We start from the raw sequence: 16,894 nt of genomic DNA on the forward strand, positions 1-16,894 counted from the left end.
ACAAGGAATGATGAAGGAAGAAGTAGAGGAAATGTTCAATACGGATAGACAGCATGGTGGAAAGAGAGACAAATATTTCACGCAAATTGGCAAAGAAGCAAAGACGCAAAAGAAAGCTGGATTAAAAGTTGGGAAGTTGACTGACTGGGAAGTTGACTAACTGGAAAGTTGACAAGGATAAAAAACTGGTATCTAATACCCACTGATGATTTAATGGTTTTGAAAGTAGTGCAGGTCAATATAGTCCTTAGCCTGTTTCTGTGTTAATGCAGAAAAGTCTTTATAGCGATCGTGAACGTCTATTATTTCGTCCAATGCTTTTTTTACAACATCTTCATTCTCCCAGGTTTTCAAGTGGAGTATTACGGTTGCCAGGCAGTCTTTCTTATAACTGATTTGCCCCAGCACATGTACCAGCGTATTTCGCACTCTGGCTGTTTTATCATGCTCCAGCTCTTTTAGTAATGGTAGAATATCCTGAGGATGGGTACGGCCGCGCAGCTCAATGCCATGACAAATCTCCCGGCGTATCTCTTTATCCTCATGATGCAAAAAACGCTTGGCAAATGCAAGCACTGGTTCAGGGTTCTTCTCCCCCATTTTCTTTATGGATCCAATAACCGCATTCCGAACCGAATGATGTGCATCAAACAATCCCTTCTCCATCAAATGCTCAATGGGTGCAAAGTTAATGATCCCAATTTCACCGGCAGCATTGATAGCCGTTTGTCTTATTTTCTCATTCGCATATTCAGCAAGAACCTCTAATACTCTTAGAATGGCAGACTGAAGTACTTTCTTTGTTTTGTAGATTTTACCAACAGCTAAATAGGCTGTCTTCCGGATGTAAGTATCCTCATCGGAGAAATACGTTATCAACTGATCATCATGCCCCAATTGCAGATCATCAAAAATAGCCCGATTCATTTCAGCCACCTTTTGCTGCCGTACTTCTTTCGATAGTTGATAAAAGCCCATTAATAAGTTTTGGTTTAAAGAAGTAAATAATCAAGTAAGCGCTTACTTTCCTTAATAATTATTGATTATTAATTATTTCATTCCATCACTTCTCTCAATTCCAAATTCCAAACTCCAAACTCCAAATTCCAAATTCCAAATTCCTTCTCTATCAACTATCAGCTAATTCCCGTCTCCTCCTAATCCCTCCTCTCCTTTAATCCTAGTTCTATAATCTGGTTTTTAATACCGGCACCATTTCATTCTTCCACGCTAGGAAGTCGCCTTGTTGTATATGCTTACGCGCCTCCTTCACCAGCCATAGGTAGAACGCCAGGTTTTGTACTGATGCAATAGTTAATCCCAATATCTCGCTGGCCTTAAACAGGTGCCGCACATAGGACTTGCTGTAATAATGACTCCACTCGCAATCAATACCATCATCAATTGGAGAGAAATCATACTCCCACTTTTTATTGTCAATATTGATGATGCCTTTAGACGTAAACAGCATGGCATTGCGCCCATTGCGGGTAGGCATTACACAATCAAACATATCAATGCCCAATGCTATACATTCCAAAATATTCCAAGGCGTGCCCACTCCCATCAGGTAGCGAGGCTTTTGAGTAGGTAGGTTTTCACAGCAAAGCTGACAGATCTCGTACATCACCGGCTCCGGTTCACCCACGCTTAATCCACCAATGGCATTACCTGTAGCCTCTTTAGAAGCAATATATTCACACGATGCCTTACGCAAGTCATGATGTACCGCCCCTTGAACAATGGGAAAAAGGTTTTGAGTATGGCCATACTTATCAGGCGTTGCATTAAAATGTTTGAAACAACGATCCAGCCAGCGATGCGTCAGGTTCATAGAATTCAATGCATACTTGTATTCCGCATTAGCGGGCGGACACTCATCAAAAGCCATCATGATATCAGCGCCAATCGTGCGCTCTATATCCATTACCTTTTCTGGCGTAAATAAATGTTTACTACCATCAATATGGCTTTGAAACATCACACCTTCCTCATTGATCTTCCTGTTGCCAGCTAAAGAAAATACCTGGAACCCACCACTATCCGTAAGAATAGGCTTGTTCCAATTCATAAATTGGTGTAAGCCGCCGGCTTTCTCCATTACCTGCATACCCGGGCGTAGATATAAATGATAGGTATTTCCCAAGATAATTTGAGCCTTTATGGGATCTGCCAATTGCTGCTGGGTCACTGCTTTCACACTACCAATAGTACCCACCGGCATAAATATGGGTGTTTGAATGGTACCATGGTCAGTAGTAATTGTGCCGGCACGGGCGGCACTTTTGGCATCGGTTATTTCTAATTGAAACTGTAAAGCTGGCATAGCGCCGCAAGATACGGCGAGCATTGTACTTTCTTCATCGATTTAGCAGTTAAATTGGTTAAGAATACCGTACATTCGACCCCTCGCTAACGTTTATGAGTATTGATATTACCTGGCAACTGGTACTGTTTGCCGTGTTTGTCTTTGTTATTCTGATCCAGTTGTTCTATTATGTTTTCTTTTTTAGAAGGGTGGCTAAGTACCAGCCCCAAGAAAAAGAACACAATCAGCAACATCCGGTTTCAGTAGTAATTTGTGCCCGTGATGAAGATGAAAACCTGGCCCGCCATTTACCCGGCGTGCTGGTACAGCGCTATCCTACCACCCACGAAGTAATTGTGGTCAATGACAACTCTGTCGATGACAGTAAGTACCTTTTAGCCGAATTACAGAAAACATTTCGTCACTTACAGGTCATTGACCTAGAGCAAGAAGGCAAGCTGATTGCAGGTAAAAAGTTTCCCCTATCTATTGGTATTAAGGAGGCCAAGCACGAGGTGGTATTATTGACCGATGCGGACTGTGTACCTGCTACAGAAGACTGGATGTACTCTATGCAGCATGCATTCAGTGACGGTGTTGAAATTGTATTAGGCTATGGAGCGTACAAAAGGCTACCAGGTTTTTTAAATAAGGTCATTCGCTTTGAAACCTTCCATACCGCCCTGCAGTACTTTGGCTACGCACTGGCAGGTAAGCCTTATATGGGCGTTGGACGCAATCTGGCCTACCGGAAATCACTCTTCTTTAAGAATAAAGGCTTTTCGTCTATCAACCATATTCCCAGTGGTGATGATGATTTGTTTATCAACAAAGTAGCCACCAAGCACAATACAGCAGTGGTACTAGACCCAGAGTCCTTTACCGTTTCCCAACCCAAGCAAACCTGGAAGGACTGGAAGCGTCAAAAAAACCGTCACTACTCTACAGGCAAGTTTTATAAAAAGTCGCATCAGTTTTTATTAGCACTTTATACTGCTACCCTTTTCTTGGTGTACCCGCTGTTCATAGCGTCCATGATCTTTTTTGACTGGCGCTGGACTTTAATACCTTTTGTAATTCGCCTAATTGTAGTAGCAATAAACTGGAAGAAAACGATGAAGCGGTTAGGCGAGGAAGACCTGTTCCCATTGTTTCTATTCTGGGATATTTGGCTTTTCTTTTATTATATCCTTTTTGCCCCAGCAGTATGGCGCAAACCTAAAAAGACTTGGCAGTAACGTAATAGCCAATTAAATAACTTTAATACAAGGACGCCAGTAGTTAACTACTGGCGTCTTTGTATTATCTACGAGCTAGATTTATTCCTCTTCTTCTGCAGCCTCATAATTGATATTGTTTTCTGCAATATCTGTCAGCTTAAGATCTGTTTCTTTTTCTTCATCTAAAGTCTGCTGCAGTAATTCAACGGCTTCGGAATAACCTAAGGTTTCAGCTAATTGACGCAGCCCCCCATACGTAGCAATTTCATAATGCTCTACCTTTTGAGCTGCAAGGATCAGTCCTACATCCCTGGTTGAAGTGCCCTTATCCGTATCTTCTATAATACTTTGAGCCTCTTTGATCAAGCCTTCAATAGCATCGCATTTCTTGCTACGCACTTTTTCATCAATAGATTCAAATATTTGTTCCAAGCGTCCAACTTGTCCTTCAGTTACTTCCAAGTGCTCTTCAAATGCTGCTGCCAACTCTTGTGAAGTGGCCGCTCTTTTCATCTTTGGAAGCGCCTTTAAAATTGCTTTTTCTGCGTAATAAATATCTTTCAGAGAATCCAGGAACAATTCCTGTAATAAAGAATCATTTGCTCCCGCTCCTGCATTTTTGGCTTTCTTCGTTCTTGAACTTGTTCTTGCCATACCAAATTTTTGAGGTGTAGACGAAAGACTATGCCTATTTTCTTTTAACTATATAGGACAGCCTTTTATTCAGCATTTTGAACTGGATTCTAGACGTAAAATATCCCTCGCTCATTTTCAGAATGGCAAATTGATACTAACAAACAGGCGCCCATTGAATAATTGTAGCAGCACTTCCTCAGTTTCAGGCTTCATTACTTATGCTTCAGTTTACAAGTCTTAGTTTTGCGGCATGAGTGCACCTACCGTTGATATTGTATTAAAATATTTCTCTGATTTTTCTCCTAAGCAAGTAGATCAGTTACGCGCGCTAGGCGATCTATATACCGAGTGGAACGCTAAGATCAACGTCATTTCCCGTAAAGACATTGAGAGCCTTTACGAAAAACATATCCTGCACTCACTAACTATTGCAGCCATATTCGACTTTCCCAAAGGCCTTCAAATCATTGACATTGGTACAGGCGGCGGGTTTCCAGGCGTACCACTAGCCATCTTTTTTCCAGAAGTACAGTTTCACCTGGTAGATAGTGTAGGTAAAAAACTAAAGATCATTGAAGCGGTGAAAGAGGCCATCAACCTGCCCAATGTAACCACTCAACACACCCGTGTGGAAGAGATTAAAAACCGCAAGTTCGACTTCGTAGTAAGCCGTGCTGTAGCTCCTTTAAAAGATCTTTGGACCTGGAGTAAGCCGTTGTTAAAAAACACTCAGTTTACGGTTGAAGGCCCTACAAGCGATGAGGTATATAAATCCGGCCTTATTTGCCTTAAAGGCGGTGACCTGGCCCAGGAGATCTCCGAAAGCGGCACGCGCCCCCGAATGATCGAGATCAGCAGCCTTTTTGATGAAGAATACTTTAAGGAGAAGTATTTGGTGTATGTAAAAGCCTAAATGAAGAGGAGCGCTTCGCGCTATTTTGTTTCGCACAGAGGAAGGAGAAAAGGAGGAAGGAATACTGAACAAGGAAGGATGAAGAAGGGGTGACAAGTTGACAAAATGATAAGTTGACAAGGAAGGAGGAGTTTCACGCAAAGGAGCTAAGATTTAAAGACGCTAAGAAAGACCGAATTAAATACAAAAGCCCCCACAAGTGGAGGGCTTTTTCTTTTATAGACATTTTGTATTCTTCTCCTTTTCTCTGCGCCCTCTGCGCGACACCATACAGCGCGAAGCGCTCTCCTTTATGTGTAGGGGTGCATTAGGCCACGGCCGAAGCATCCAGTATCTTTCCATCTTTCATGTGTACCGTGCGATCGCTCAATTGAGCCAGCTCTTCATTGTGGGTTACAATCAGGAAGGTTTGTCCAAAGTTCTTACGCAGGTCAAAGAATAACTGGTGCAGCTCTCTTGCATTGGCAGAGTCCAAATTACCAGTGGGCTCATCGGCAAATAAAATATCAGGGTTATTTATCAGGGCCCTAGCTACAGCTACCCTTTGTTGCTCCCCACCAGACATGGCATTGGGTTTATGATCCAACCGGTGGCTCAAACCAAGCAAGCCCAATAATTCTACCGCCCGGTCCTTTACAACCTGCTTCTTTGTGCCTGCCATCCAGCCTGGTATGCATACATTTTCCAGAGCGGAGAATTCAGGGAGTAAATGGTGAAACTGAAAGACAAAGCCAATGTGGTGGTTGCGAAACTGAGCTAGCTTCTTACCTGTTAGCGCTGTTACATTTGCGTTATTGAGCATTACCTGCCCTCGATCCGGCTTATCCAGCGTTCCCAATATATGTAATAAAGTACTCTTACCTGAGCCAGAAGGCCCCACAATACTGACAATTTCACCCTTTTGTATGGATAAATCCACTCCTTTTAAGACCTCAACCGTGCCAAATCGCTTATGAATATCTGTTGCTACTAATACACTCATGCTTACCTTACTGTATCCTCAAATATCAGTAAACAATGCCGTTCAGCAAAGCCTTTATTGCCTTCTATCCTATCTTACCAGGAACACATTTGGTAAATTGGTGAATAACCCTACTTTTGCGGAAAATTCAAAAGGAATATTTCCTTTTGGCATAGTAATTATTCTTGGAATCATACCGTTTTCAGTACCGATAAAACTTTACAACAATGTTTTGGACACTTGAACTTGCATCATACCTGGAAGACGCTCCTTGGCCTGCAACCAAAGACGAATTGATCGACTATTCAATTCGTAGTGGTGCGCCCATCGAAGTAGTTGAGAACCTTCAAGAGTTGGAAGACGAAGGTGAAGTGTATGAAAGCATTGAAGATATTTGGCCAGATTATCCTACACAGGAAGACTTCCTGTTTAACGATGACGAATATTAATAGTCTGGAAAAGAAATTGAAAGGCCACTCTTTAGAGTGGCTTTCTTTTTGCACCTGTCCCCCTACGGGAAGGCCCCACCCGGCCTCCCCGTAAGGGGAGGAGCCCCATTGCACAAGGCCTGCTTTTCGACGAGGTATTACTAAGAGAAATCTTGAATAAAATAAAAAGCACTCCATTTAGGGAGTGCTTTTCTTATGTAATATTATTTGACCTTCTGGTGCTGTGCGGCAGCGAAGTCCTCCCTTCGGGAGGATTTAGGAGGGCCTTTTCCTTCGGGGACGGAGGGCCGTTATTCGCCGCCCATTCCTTCTACAATAGCCTGGCTAACGCCTGTAAAGCTAAAGCCACCATCGTGGAATAAGTTCTGCATGGTTACAAAACGCGTCATGTCACTGAAAAGAGTAACACAATAGTTAGCGCAATCTTCTGCACTGGCATTACCTAATGGGCTCATTTTCTCAGCATAGTCTACAAAACTATCAAAGCCTTTTACACCGCTACCCGCAGTAGTACGAGTAGGAGATTGAGAAATGGTATTTACGCGCACTTTACGCTTTACACCATAGTGGTAACCAAAGCTGCGGGCTACACTTTCCAATAAAGCCTTTGCATCGGCCATTTCATTATAATCAGGGAATACACGCTGAGCAGCGATATAGGATAAAGCTACTACACTACCCCAATCATTTAATGCATCCATATCCCAGGCTGTACGCAGCACACGGTGCAAGCTCATAGCCGAAATATCCAGTGTTTTCTGATTCCACTCGTAGTTCATTTCAGTGTAATGCTTACCCTTACGAACATTCAAACTCATACCAATAGAGTGCAGAACGAAGTCGATCTTACCACCAAAATGAGCCTGTGCTTCTTCAAATAACTTCTTCAAATCATCCATATTGGTTACATCGGCGCCAATAACAGGAGCATTTATGGCTTCTGCCAGCTTGTTGATCTCTCCCATGCGTAAAGCCACAGGAGCATTCGTTAATACGATCTGTGCCCCTTGCTCATGACATTTCAACGCTGTTTTCCAAGCAATTGATTTTTCATCAAGTGCCCCAAATATGATCCCTTTTTTTCCGGCCAATAAGTTATTAGACATAGACTTTTATTAATGTTTTAGTACTGTTTTATTTGATTTCGGCGGGGTAAAAATAATCCTTTATCTATTTGCCTGCGGAAAGACTTGTGTAATAATCCAAACCAACAGGAAAGTATAGACAAATACAAAGGCAAAGCAAGTGAGGATATACAACATCAATTGAACAAAAGAGCGGCGTGGCTGAATGATCTGTTGTAACCACCGGTTTACATAAAAAGCTGGAATAAGAGCAAGTAAAATAATTACCAGTATTAATAATCGTTTCACCCGCATATTATAATAAGATTATGCTACTTATTTACCAATTCCAGTCCAGTTATAAATCATGAAGCCTAGCAAGTAAATAATACTCAATCTATAACCTGTATCTGGGGCAATTGCTACCACCAGTAATGTTAGTAATCCGGTTACCAACAACAACTTCGTAAATAACTCCCTCTTGTTTTTGTTTTTATAGTGTATTGGATATTCCATTACACCTAATGGAAGTGCTAAAGAAATCAAGATCAGACCGGCTATAAAATATTGTCCGCCCTCATCCCCAGCTATAAGCCATTCACTGGAGCCCAATAAACACAATCCACTTATCATAGCCGCTACTACCGTTATGGCTGACCATTTTTCTGAGTTTGTCAACGCATGCTTTCCCAACGGATGAAAAAGCAAGGTAAAGTTGGCAATAGAGTTTATACTCCAGGAGGTAACTACAAATAACAGGTATATACCCCCCAATGTCCATGCAAGACCTGATGTAGTATCGTTAGTTTTAAATACAGTAATCAGTACACGAAATGCGATGAATAGAATGATGGGCATATATTGAGCCACCTTCTTTCCGCTGTTATGCACCCAAAAGCTATACTGCAACAGCCATTTATAGGGTGGCACTTTCGATTTCAGCGATTCTTTCAAGCCTGTTTTCGCATTATTATAATTAGGTTCAACGCGCAATGCTTCCAGGAAATGTTGCTGAGCATCTTTATGCCGGCCTTTCTCTAAAAAGTTCCAACCCACAGTGGAATGAGTAATTGGGTTGTCCGGGTCTTGCGCCAGTGCATTTTGCATGGTGGCAATAGCATCTTCAGTACGCTTTAATTTGTTAAGCGCAATGGAACGGGTGTTTAAGCAAGTAAGGTTTTCAGGATCAATTGCCAGCCCCTCATTTGCTTTGTCTAAAGCAGCCTCGAATTCTTTTTCCTGTAGCAGCACATGGGCCATCATGCCGAAATACTCAGGATGATATGGATTTAATTCTATAGCCTGGCCTAGCTGCTCCTTGGCTGCTTTATAAGCGTCGGTTTGATAATATACAAAGCCGAGCAAGTAAAAGTAAAAGTCATTATTTGGACGTAAAGCAATGGCTCGTTGTATAACAGTTACGCCTTCGTTATACCGCTTTGTATTTATATAGCAACGCCCCAGCATGGCCAGCGCATAATCGTTATTTGGATCCAGTTGTAATACCTGCTTTATACTGTCCTCTGTATCTTTATACCGCCCTTGATCTAACAAGATGTCCGCACGGTCAAGCAATACGCCAGTGTCCATCATTACTTCTTGATTTTAAGATGCTTTAAGATATCATCATACAAGCCCGACTCATTTGCATACAGGGCATAGTTACGCGCGGACGCAAACCACTCCAAGGTACTTGGGCGGTGCTGCTTTACGGCTTTCAAAAGATCCTTCGTTTGTATTGGTTGGATTGTTCCCTTTAGCATGGATTCCTGCAGCTTTTCTTCTACCGCCATGTCAATAACAGCTTTCAAGTCGGCACCTGAATAGTTGTTCGTTTCCCTTGCTATTTTATCTATATCAACTTCACCAACCGGCTTTTCTTTCAGAATACTATTTAGTATTTCAGCACGGGCTCCTTCATCTGGCGGCTCCACAAAGATGATCCGATCAAAACGGCCTGGTCTTCTAAATGCCGGATCTACACTCCAAGGCGCATTGGTTGCTGCCAAAATCAATACGCCTTCATTATCAGAAGAGACGCCATCTAACTCTGAAAGAAATTGATTGATCACATGACGCATAGCCGATTGCTTCAGATCAGCGCGGCTAGCCCCTATGGCATCTACTTCATCGAAGAATAGTACGCAAGGCTTGTTATTCCGTGCCATTTCAAAAATAGCGTGCAGGTTTTTTTCACTGTTGCCGATCCACATGTCAAGGATATCGTGTAAACCGATGGCTATGAACTTAGCATCAATTTCACCAGCCGTAGTCTTTGCAATAAAGGTTTTACCACAACCAGGAGGACCATACAACAAAATGCCTCCACCGATCTTTTTACCAAATGCTTTATATAAATCAGGGTTCTTTAACGGCTGAATGATCTTCATGCTGATCTCATCCTTCACCCGTTTCATTCCGCCCACATCCGCAAACTTCTCTTTTGGCTTTTGCATGAAATAAGAACTGTCATCTGACTCCATATCATCCGCTACTCCTACCACTGGGGTACGTAAGTAGGTATCGATTTCTTCATCCTTAAAACCAGGATGCATAACAATCAGACCCTGGTAAATTTCAATTGCATGTTCTAATGCATTCTCTTTAATCAGGCATTTTACATAAAGCACCTGATCCTGAAAAGTAAGATTCTCTTCTATTTGCTCATAGATAATAGTGGCCGCAGAAAACTTCTGTAAATGATAATAACACATAGCCAATCCAGAATGTGCCTTGATATTACCATATGATTTTTCTAAAACAATTTGAAACTGCTCGGCTGCTTCTGTATACGCTTTATCATTTAAGAGTAATTGAGCAACCTGTAAGCGCAAAGGAATATTATCGGGTGAGTGCTGAAGCGCCTCAAGAAGATTATCAATCATTTCGTTTCTCATAGAAATCAGTTTACTATCATGATTGATAGTATGTATTATAAAGATTGAAATTAACTTAGTTCATCACCATTTCCCTGGCATTTTCTAAAGCAGCAGCTGTGGGTTTTTCACCGCTCAGCATTTTAGCAATAGCTACTATACGCTCGTCTACGTTCAACAGACGGACTCCTGTTGTAATGCTATCACCTTTTACAGCTTTGTATACCAGATAATGGGCATCTGCCTTGCCGGCTATTTGTGGCTGGTGTGTAATACAAATTACCTGACGAGCACCGGCCAGCTCTTTCATGATCACACCTACTTGTTTGGCCGCCTCACCCGATATACCTGTATCGATTTCGTCAAAGATCAACGTAGGTAGATTCATTGACGTTGCTACCAGCGATTTAATACAGAGCATTAATCGGCTTAATTCCCCACCAGACGCCACCTTACGTAATGGCTGAAACTGGTTGCTCTTATTGGCGTCAAACAGGAACTCAATTTCATCAAAACCTGCATCAGAAAGATTCGTTTTCTTTATAGCTACCTGCAAGCGTGCGTTGGGCATTCCCACTTGTGCCAGCATGATATTCACTTTCTTTTCCAATGGAGCTATTTGTGCATACCGCGCTTTTGATATTTTATCTGCCATTTCATCTGCCTGCTGTATCTGTTGGGCAAAGTCCTTTTCAATGGCAGTAATTTCATCGTCAATATTCAATACAGCCTGTAGCTTTTCCTCCAACTCTCTTTTTATGGCAAGTAATTCTTCAGTTGTCTTGACGCCATGTTTTTTCAAAAGCTTATATCCTAGCGATAACCGATCGTTGATCTTTTCAATCAAGGCAGGATCTGCACTAATATGATTACTGATCCGATCTGTTTCGTCAGCAATATCCTGAAGCTCAATATATGCTGATTGCAAACGTTGTATAAGTGATGGTATATCCGCATGGAGGTCACAGTAAGGTTGCAACGCATTTACCATGGTTTTTAACTGGCGAATAATTGGTTCTTCACTTTCCTCTAAGCCATGATAAGTTTTACCCAATGCCAGGCGAATTCCTTCTGCATTGGTCTGCGTTTTCAGCTCTAGTTCTAAATCTTCCAGTTCATTCTCTTTAAACCCAGCTTCCTCCAATTCATTAAATTGAAATTGGTGGTAGTCAAACTCTTTGTTGAACTGGTTCTTTTGCTCACGAAGGGTATCTAACTTTCTACGTGTAGCTTGTAATTGACTAAAATATTGACGGTAAGTTTTTAATAAAGGGAAATTGCCGGCCAACGCATCGAGCACTTCGCGCTGGAAGTCGCTTTCACCTATTTCTAACGTATCAAATTGTTGGTGTAGGTCTACCAATAAACTGCTTAGCTGATTGAGCTGTGAAAGGTTTACCGGTGTATCATTTACAAATGCCCTGGACTTACCGTTAGGCGCAATCTCTCTACGCACTACTAACTCGTCCAGAATGTCCAGCTCGCGTTCCTTTAAAAAAGTAGTTACATGATCATCCAGCAACTCATTTTTAAAAGTACCTTCTACAATACATTTTTTCTCCCGGTTCTTTAAGGCGCCACTATCCGAACGCCCGCCCAGGATCAATCCTAAAGCGCCAAGAATAATTGATTTACCGGCTCCTGTTTCACCGGTAATGATATTGAGGTTGGAAGAGAAATCAACGTCCAATTCGTCAATAATTGCGTAGTTCTGTATAGATAGTCGGCTCAGCATAAATCAGGGAACAAATTAAAGCAAATCCATTATGCTACGATTAAAATTGACTAAATATTTTAGCGATTAAGGGAAAGCCCGGCAAAACGTGAAACGTGAAATAGGTCCACAGCCGACAGACAACAGTCAACGGAAGGTAGCGTTTCGTGCTTATTGGTTTCACGCAGAGAAGCAGAGAGGGGGAACAACAGAGGCACAGGGGCAAGGAGGGGCACAGAGGAAATGGCTGATGTAGGGATGGCTGATTTTTAGTTGACGGGTTAAAAAGTTGAGGAGTTGACAAGGAAGGGAATAATGAACAAGGAACAAGGAAGGAGGAATAATGAGTGAGGAGGAATGAATAAGGAGGGAATGTTCAATGCTCAACGCTCAATGTTCAAGGGGCAAGGAAGGGAAAGGTGTGAGTGATGAGTAAGGGGAGAAGAAATGTTCAATGCTCAATTTTCAATACTAAATGTTCAATGAAGAGAGATGAAGTTGATAAATGAAAATGCACCCCATAGTGGAGTGCATTTGTTATATAGAATAAGATTATGCAATTAGGGACTCATTTCACGTTTGACGTTTCATGAGCCTTGTACACTGCAGCTTACTTTACTTCAACTGAATCTACTAGTTCAGCGTCAACCAAGATACGACCGCAGTTCTCACACACCATTACTTTCTTGCGTTGTTTGATCTCGCTTTGTTTTTGAGGAGGAATAGAATAGAAACAACCACCACAAGCATCACGCTCTACCGGCACTACGGCTAAGCCATTACGATAGTTCTTGCGAATCTTTTCATAGCTAGCCAACAAGCGATCATCTACATGACTGCGAGCAGCTTCAGCTGATTTTAAGAATTGCGCTTCTTCCTTTTCGGTAGATGCAATGATCTTTTCTAACTCACCCTTCTTGCTGTTTAAAACACCTTCTTTTGTATTTAAAGCCTTTTTCGCTTTTTCTAAAGCTTGTGCCTTTTCAGCAATTTCTTCATTAGCATCTTTGATGTGCTTTTCACACAACTTGATTTCAAGTTGCTGCATTTCAATCTCTTTATTGATAGCTTCAAACTCACGGTTATTCTTTACATTCTCGCTATCTTTTTCATATTTCTTCAACAAGCCCTCAGCTTCTTTTATAGCCTCTTTCTTTTGAGAAATAAACTCGGTAATACCGTTAATTTCTTCTTCAATACGCAATTGACGTGCGTGCAAACCTTGGATCTCATCTTCCAAGTCTGCCACTTCCATTGGTAATTCACCTTTCAGGATGCGGATTTCATCAAGTTTGCTATCAACTTTTTGAAGATTAACCAGTGAAGTAAGTTTCTCTTCTACAGAGTATTCTTTAACGTTTGCCATTATTGAGATTGTAATTTTAAGTTTGTGGTCTATAAATATATAATACCAGCTTTATTTCTTTATACATCAACCCTGTTTATCCCAAAACTTCATTCTCTTCTTATACAAAATACTGTATGGGATTCGTGTTGATGCTTGTTTTAAGGACGGCAAAGGTAGGGAATTTTTTGGCGATCAAATCATGCAATAACTCCACTGTATATTGCTCACTTTCATAATGTCCAATATCTGCGATCACCATTTTCCCTTCAGCATCAAAAAACTCATGGTATTTAACATCGGCTGTAATATAAAAGTCAGCACCATCACTTAAAGCTTTTTTAATAAGAAATGCCCCTGCTCCACCGCACAAGGCTACTTTTTTTACCTTTTTACCTGTGAGCGGTGTATGCCGAACCGCCCCACACTGGAAAGTATCTTTTATTTGCTTCAGGAAATCATTTTCTTCCATAGGAAAAGGTAGCTCCCCAATAACACCCGACCCAATGCCCCAATGAACATTTTCCATGGTAAAAATATCATACGCTACTTCTTCGTAGGGATGATTTTCTATTAACGCTTTTACCACTTGCTGCTCTAAGTAAAAAGGATAAACGATCTCAATCTTTGTTTCTTCTTCTTCATGCAGTTTTCCAATCTCTCCTACATAGGGATCTGCACCCTTTTCGGCTTTGAAAGTTCCAACACCTTTGCTATTAAAACTACAATCTGAATATTGACCTATATGTCCAGCACCAGCAGCAAAAACAGCATCACGTACTTCATTGGCCTTATTATTAGGCGCAAAGGTTATCAGGCGGCGTAATATCTTTTGCTTAGGACTTAAAACAGCTGTATTGGTAAGTCCCAGCTTTTCAGACATTTTACCATTAACGCCTAATAATACATTGTCCATGTTGGTGTGAGCCGCATAGATAGCTATATCGTTCTTAATAGCCTCCATGATTACCTGTTCAACATAGTTTTTACCTGTAATGCTCTTAAGTCCACCAAATATGATAGGATGATGTGCAACAACGAGATTACAACCGTTTTCTTTAGCTTCCCGCAGGACGTCCACGGTGACGTCGAGGGTGGTGAGCACCCCGGTGCAGGCGGTGTGGGGGGTACCGGTGAGCAGGCCACAGTTGTCGTACGCTTCCTGCAGGGCGGTGGGGGCAAACTGCTCCAGGCTGTTTACCAATTCGTGAATGAAAACCATGCCGGCAAGGTAGGGGATTTTGGGGGAAGTAACGTCTCCGGCGCGCTGCGGGGGGAAAAGCCCCTTTGGCAGTCGGGGGGAAGGGGGGGTAAACGAAAAAAGCCTCCGTGCGGAGGCACGAAGGCTTTTAAAAGAAATATGGCAGCTACCTACTCTCCCGCATTGTGGTGCAGTACCATCGGCCATGAGGGGCTTAACTTCTCTGTTCGGTATGGGAAGAGGTGAACACCCTCGGCAAAACCACCATAAAAAGGTCAGTCTGTTTCGAGACAATAAGGTAACATATTGGAAAAAAAGTTGGTAGCCGGAGTACTATAAAATAAAAATTAAAGCGTACGAGCAATTAGTACTACTCGGCTTTGCTGTCGCCAGCTTTACACCTGTAGCCTATCAACGTCATCGTCTTTGACGGCTCTTAAAAGTAAACTCATCTTGAGGAAGGTTTCACGCTTAGATGCTTTCAGCGTTTATCCTGTCCGTACATAGCTACTCAGCACTGCACCTGGCGGCACAACTGATACACCAGCGGTACGTACGACCCGGTCCTCTCGTACTAAGGTCATGTCCTCTCAATTTACTTGCGCCCACCACAGATAGGGACCGAACTGTCTTGCGACGTTCTGAACCCAGTTCACGTGCCACTTTAATCGGCGAACAGCCGAACCCTTGGGACCTTCTCCAGCCCCAGGATGTGACGAACCGACATCGAGGTGCCAAACCTCCCCGTCGATATGAGCTCTTGGGGGAGATCAGCCTGTTATCCCCGGAGTACCTTTTATCCTTTGAGCGATGGCCCTTCCATACAGAACCACCGGATCACTTCAGCCGGCTTTCGCCCCTGCTCGACTTGTCTGTCTCACAGTCAAGCTCCCTTATACTGATGCGCTCTACGTACGATTACCAACCGTACTGAGGGAACCTTTGCAAGCCTCCGTTACTTTTTAGGAGGCGACCACCCCAGTCAAACTACCCACCATGCACTGTTTCCCTTGTGGGGATTAGACTCTAAACAAACGAAGGTTGGTATTTCAACGACCGCTCCACATGGCCTGGCGACCACGCTTCATAGCGTCCCAACTATCCTACACATCGGTTGTTCAAAATCAATGCAAAGTTGTAGTGAAGGTTCACGGGGTCTTTCCGTCCCGTGGCGGGTAACCGGCATCTTCACCGATACTACAATTTCACCGGGCTCGTGGAGGAGACAGTGTTCAACTCATTAGACCATTCGTGCAGGTCGGAACTTACCCGACAAGGAATTTCGCTACCTTAGGACCGTTATAGTTACGGCCGCCGTTTACTGGGGCTTCAGTCAGGAGCTTTGGCCTTTCGGCCGAACACCCTTCCTTAACCTTCCAGCACCGGGCAGGTATCAGGCCCTATACGTCATCTTTCGATTTTGCAGAGCCCTGTGTTTTTGTTAAACAGTTGGTTGAACCATTTTACTGTGCCCTGCCGAAGCAGGGACGCTTTATCCCGAAGTTACAGCGTCAATTTGCCTAGTTCCTTCTCCACGGCTCACCCGAGCGCCTTAGAATTCTCATCCCGTCTACCTGTGTCGGTTTGCGGTACTGGCAGCACTAGCCTAACCTTAGAGGTTTTTCTTGGCAGCTTTTAGGTCCACTCACCGCAGCCGAAGCCTTGGTGTACTTTCGTACTTTGCCTTTCTCCATGGATTTGCCTACAGAGAAACTAGCTACATACTTAACCGCACTATTCCGTAAGTGCGGGGAACTTTCAATACTGCGTCACCCCATCGAAACTAATGCTGGTGCTGGAATATTAACCAGCTTTCCATCAGTTACCCCTTTCGGGTTCACCTAAGGACCAGACTAACCCTGATCCGATTAACGTTGATCAGGAACCCTTAGACTTTCGGCGACAAGGTTTTTCACCTTGTTTATCGTTACTTATACCTACATTTTCTTTTCTGGCCGCTCCAGCAATGGTCACCCATCACCTTCGACGCCGGCCAGAATGCTCCCCTACCGTATACCACCCAAGGTGGCAACATAAAGCTTCGGTTCGTAGTTTGATGCCCGATTATTTTCCGTGCAGGGTCTCTCGACCAGTGAGCTGTTACGCACTCTTTAAATGAATGGCTGCTTCCAAGCCAACATCCTGGCTGTTATAGAAACCCCACCTCGTTTGATCAACTTAACTACGTATTAGGGACCTTAGCTGTT

The 16,894-nt window shown here is 42.8% G+C and carries 15 protein-coding genes and 2 rRNA genes (1 of these 17 only partly in view); 4 read left to right on the forward strand and 13 right to left on the reverse strand.

The window, feature by feature from the left end:
• Positions 1-7: 7 nt before the first annotated feature.
• Entirely contained in the window at positions 8-160 is a 153-nt protein-coding gene (locus tag SY85_RS25625; protein WP_158512958.1) for a hypothetical protein, read from the forward strand.
• Positions 161-210: 50 nt separating this feature from the next.
• Here the strand turns inward: SY85_RS25625 and SY85_RS09500 are convergent, their stop codons facing one another.
• Positions 211-978 carry a HEAT repeat domain-containing protein gene (locus SY85_RS09500; RefSeq protein ID WP_066403919.1) on the reverse strand — a complete coding sequence of 256 codons (768 nt, stop codon included), beginning with the start codon at positions 976-978 and terminating at the stop codon, positions 211-213.
• Positions 979-1,186: 208 nt separating this feature from the next.
• Positions 1,187-2,350 (reverse strand): tRNA guanosine(34) transglycosylase Tgt, encoded by a 1,164-nt coding sequence (tgt, locus tag SY85_RS09505; protein WP_226999059.1) that lies wholly within the window; start codon positions 2,348-2,350, stop codon positions 1,187-1,189.
• 71 nt (positions 2,351-2,421) lie between these two features.
• On the opposite strand from tgt, the gene SY85_RS09510 reads away from it, so the two are divergent.
• Positions 2,422-3,546, forward strand: a complete 1,125-nt coding sequence (locus SY85_RS09510) for a glycosyltransferase (RefSeq protein WP_066403920.1) — start codon at positions 2,422-2,424, stop codon at positions 3,544-3,546.
• Between the two features lie 81 nt (positions 3,547-3,627).
• Here the strand turns inward: SY85_RS09510 and SY85_RS09515 are convergent, their stop codons facing one another.
• Entirely contained in the window at positions 3,628-4,182 is a 555-nt protein-coding gene (locus SY85_RS09515) for a YciE/YciF ferroxidase family protein (protein WP_066403924.1), read from the reverse strand.
• 232 nt (positions 4,183-4,414) lie between these two features.
• Here SY85_RS09515 and rsmG point away from each other — a divergent pair, with 232 nt between their 5' ends.
• Positions 4,415-5,077: a 16S rRNA (guanine(527)-N(7))-methyltransferase RsmG gene (gene rsmG / locus SY85_RS09520; RefSeq protein ID WP_066403925.1), complete on the forward strand. Its 663-nt coding sequence runs from the start codon at positions 4,415-4,417 to the stop codon at positions 5,075-5,077.
• 307 nt (positions 5,078-5,384) lie between these two features.
• Here the strand turns inward: rsmG and SY85_RS09525 are convergent, their stop codons facing one another.
• Positions 5,385-6,059, reverse strand: a complete 675-nt coding sequence (locus SY85_RS09525; protein WP_066403926.1) for an ABC transporter ATP-binding protein — start codon at positions 6,057-6,059, stop codon at positions 5,385-5,387.
• A gap of 206 nt (positions 6,060-6,265) precedes the next feature.
• Between SY85_RS09525 and SY85_RS09535 the strand changes: the two genes are divergently transcribed.
• Positions 6,266-6,487 carry a DUF2795 domain-containing protein gene (locus tag SY85_RS09535; RefSeq protein WP_066403929.1) on the forward strand — a complete coding sequence of 74 codons (222 nt, stop codon included), beginning with the start codon at positions 6,266-6,268 and terminating at the stop codon, positions 6,485-6,487.
• A gap of 290 nt (positions 6,488-6,777) precedes the next feature.
• On the opposite strand, the gene SY85_RS09540 is transcribed toward SY85_RS09535, so the two are convergent.
• The 9 genes from SY85_RS09540 to SY85_RS09580 form a co-directional block, all read right to left on the reverse strand.
• A complete protein-coding gene (locus SY85_RS09540) occupies positions 6,778-7,593 on the reverse strand; it encodes an enoyl-ACP reductase FabI (RefSeq protein ID WP_066403931.1) in 816 nt (271 codons plus the stop codon).
• Between the two features lie 60 nt (positions 7,594-7,653).
• The gene (locus SY85_RS09545) at positions 7,654-7,860 is read right to left on the reverse strand and encodes a hypothetical protein (RefSeq protein WP_148661147.1); all 207 of its coding nucleotides are present in this window, start codon (positions 7,858-7,860) and stop codon (positions 7,654-7,656) included.
• 27 nt (positions 7,861-7,887) lie between these two features.
• Positions 7,888-9,144 (reverse strand): tetratricopeptide repeat protein, encoded by a 1,257-nt coding sequence (locus SY85_RS09550; RefSeq protein WP_066403935.1) that lies wholly within the window; start codon positions 9,142-9,144, stop codon positions 7,888-7,890.
• Positions 9,144-10,448 (reverse strand): ATP-binding protein, encoded by a 1,305-nt coding sequence (locus tag SY85_RS09555; protein WP_066403937.1) that lies wholly within the window; start codon positions 10,446-10,448, stop codon positions 9,144-9,146. Before SY85_RS09555 ends, SY85_RS09550 begins: the two co-directional genes overlap by 1 nt.
• Positions 10,449-10,503: 55 nt before the next feature.
• Positions 10,504-12,162: a DNA repair protein RecN gene (gene recN, locus SY85_RS09560; RefSeq protein WP_066403939.1), complete on the reverse strand. Its 1,659-nt coding sequence runs from the start codon at positions 12,160-12,162 to the stop codon at positions 10,504-10,506.
• A 589-nt stretch (positions 12,163-12,751) separates the two neighbouring features.
• A complete protein-coding gene (locus tag SY85_RS09565; protein ID WP_066403941.1) occupies positions 12,752-13,507 on the reverse strand; it encodes a zinc ribbon domain-containing protein in 756 nt (251 codons plus the stop codon).
• Between the two features lie 100 nt (positions 13,508-13,607).
• Positions 13,608-14,708: a Nif3-like dinuclear metal center hexameric protein gene (locus tag SY85_RS09570; protein WP_066403943.1), complete on the reverse strand. Its 1,101-nt coding sequence runs from the start codon at positions 14,706-14,708 to the stop codon at positions 13,608-13,610.
• A gap of 136 nt (positions 14,709-14,844) precedes the next feature.
• Positions 14,845-14,956: ribosomal RNA gene (rrf, locus tag SY85_RS09575) — 5S ribosomal RNA — on the reverse strand.
• Between the two features lie 75 nt (positions 14,957-15,031).
• A 23S ribosomal RNA gene (locus SY85_RS09580) occupies positions 15,032-16,894 on the reverse strand; it runs 1,019 nt beyond the window's last position.

Source organism: Flavisolibacter tropicus, from assembly GCF_001644645.1.
Lineage (GTDB): Bacteria > Bacteroidota > Bacteroidia > Chitinophagales > Chitinophagaceae > Flavisolibacter > Flavisolibacter tropicus.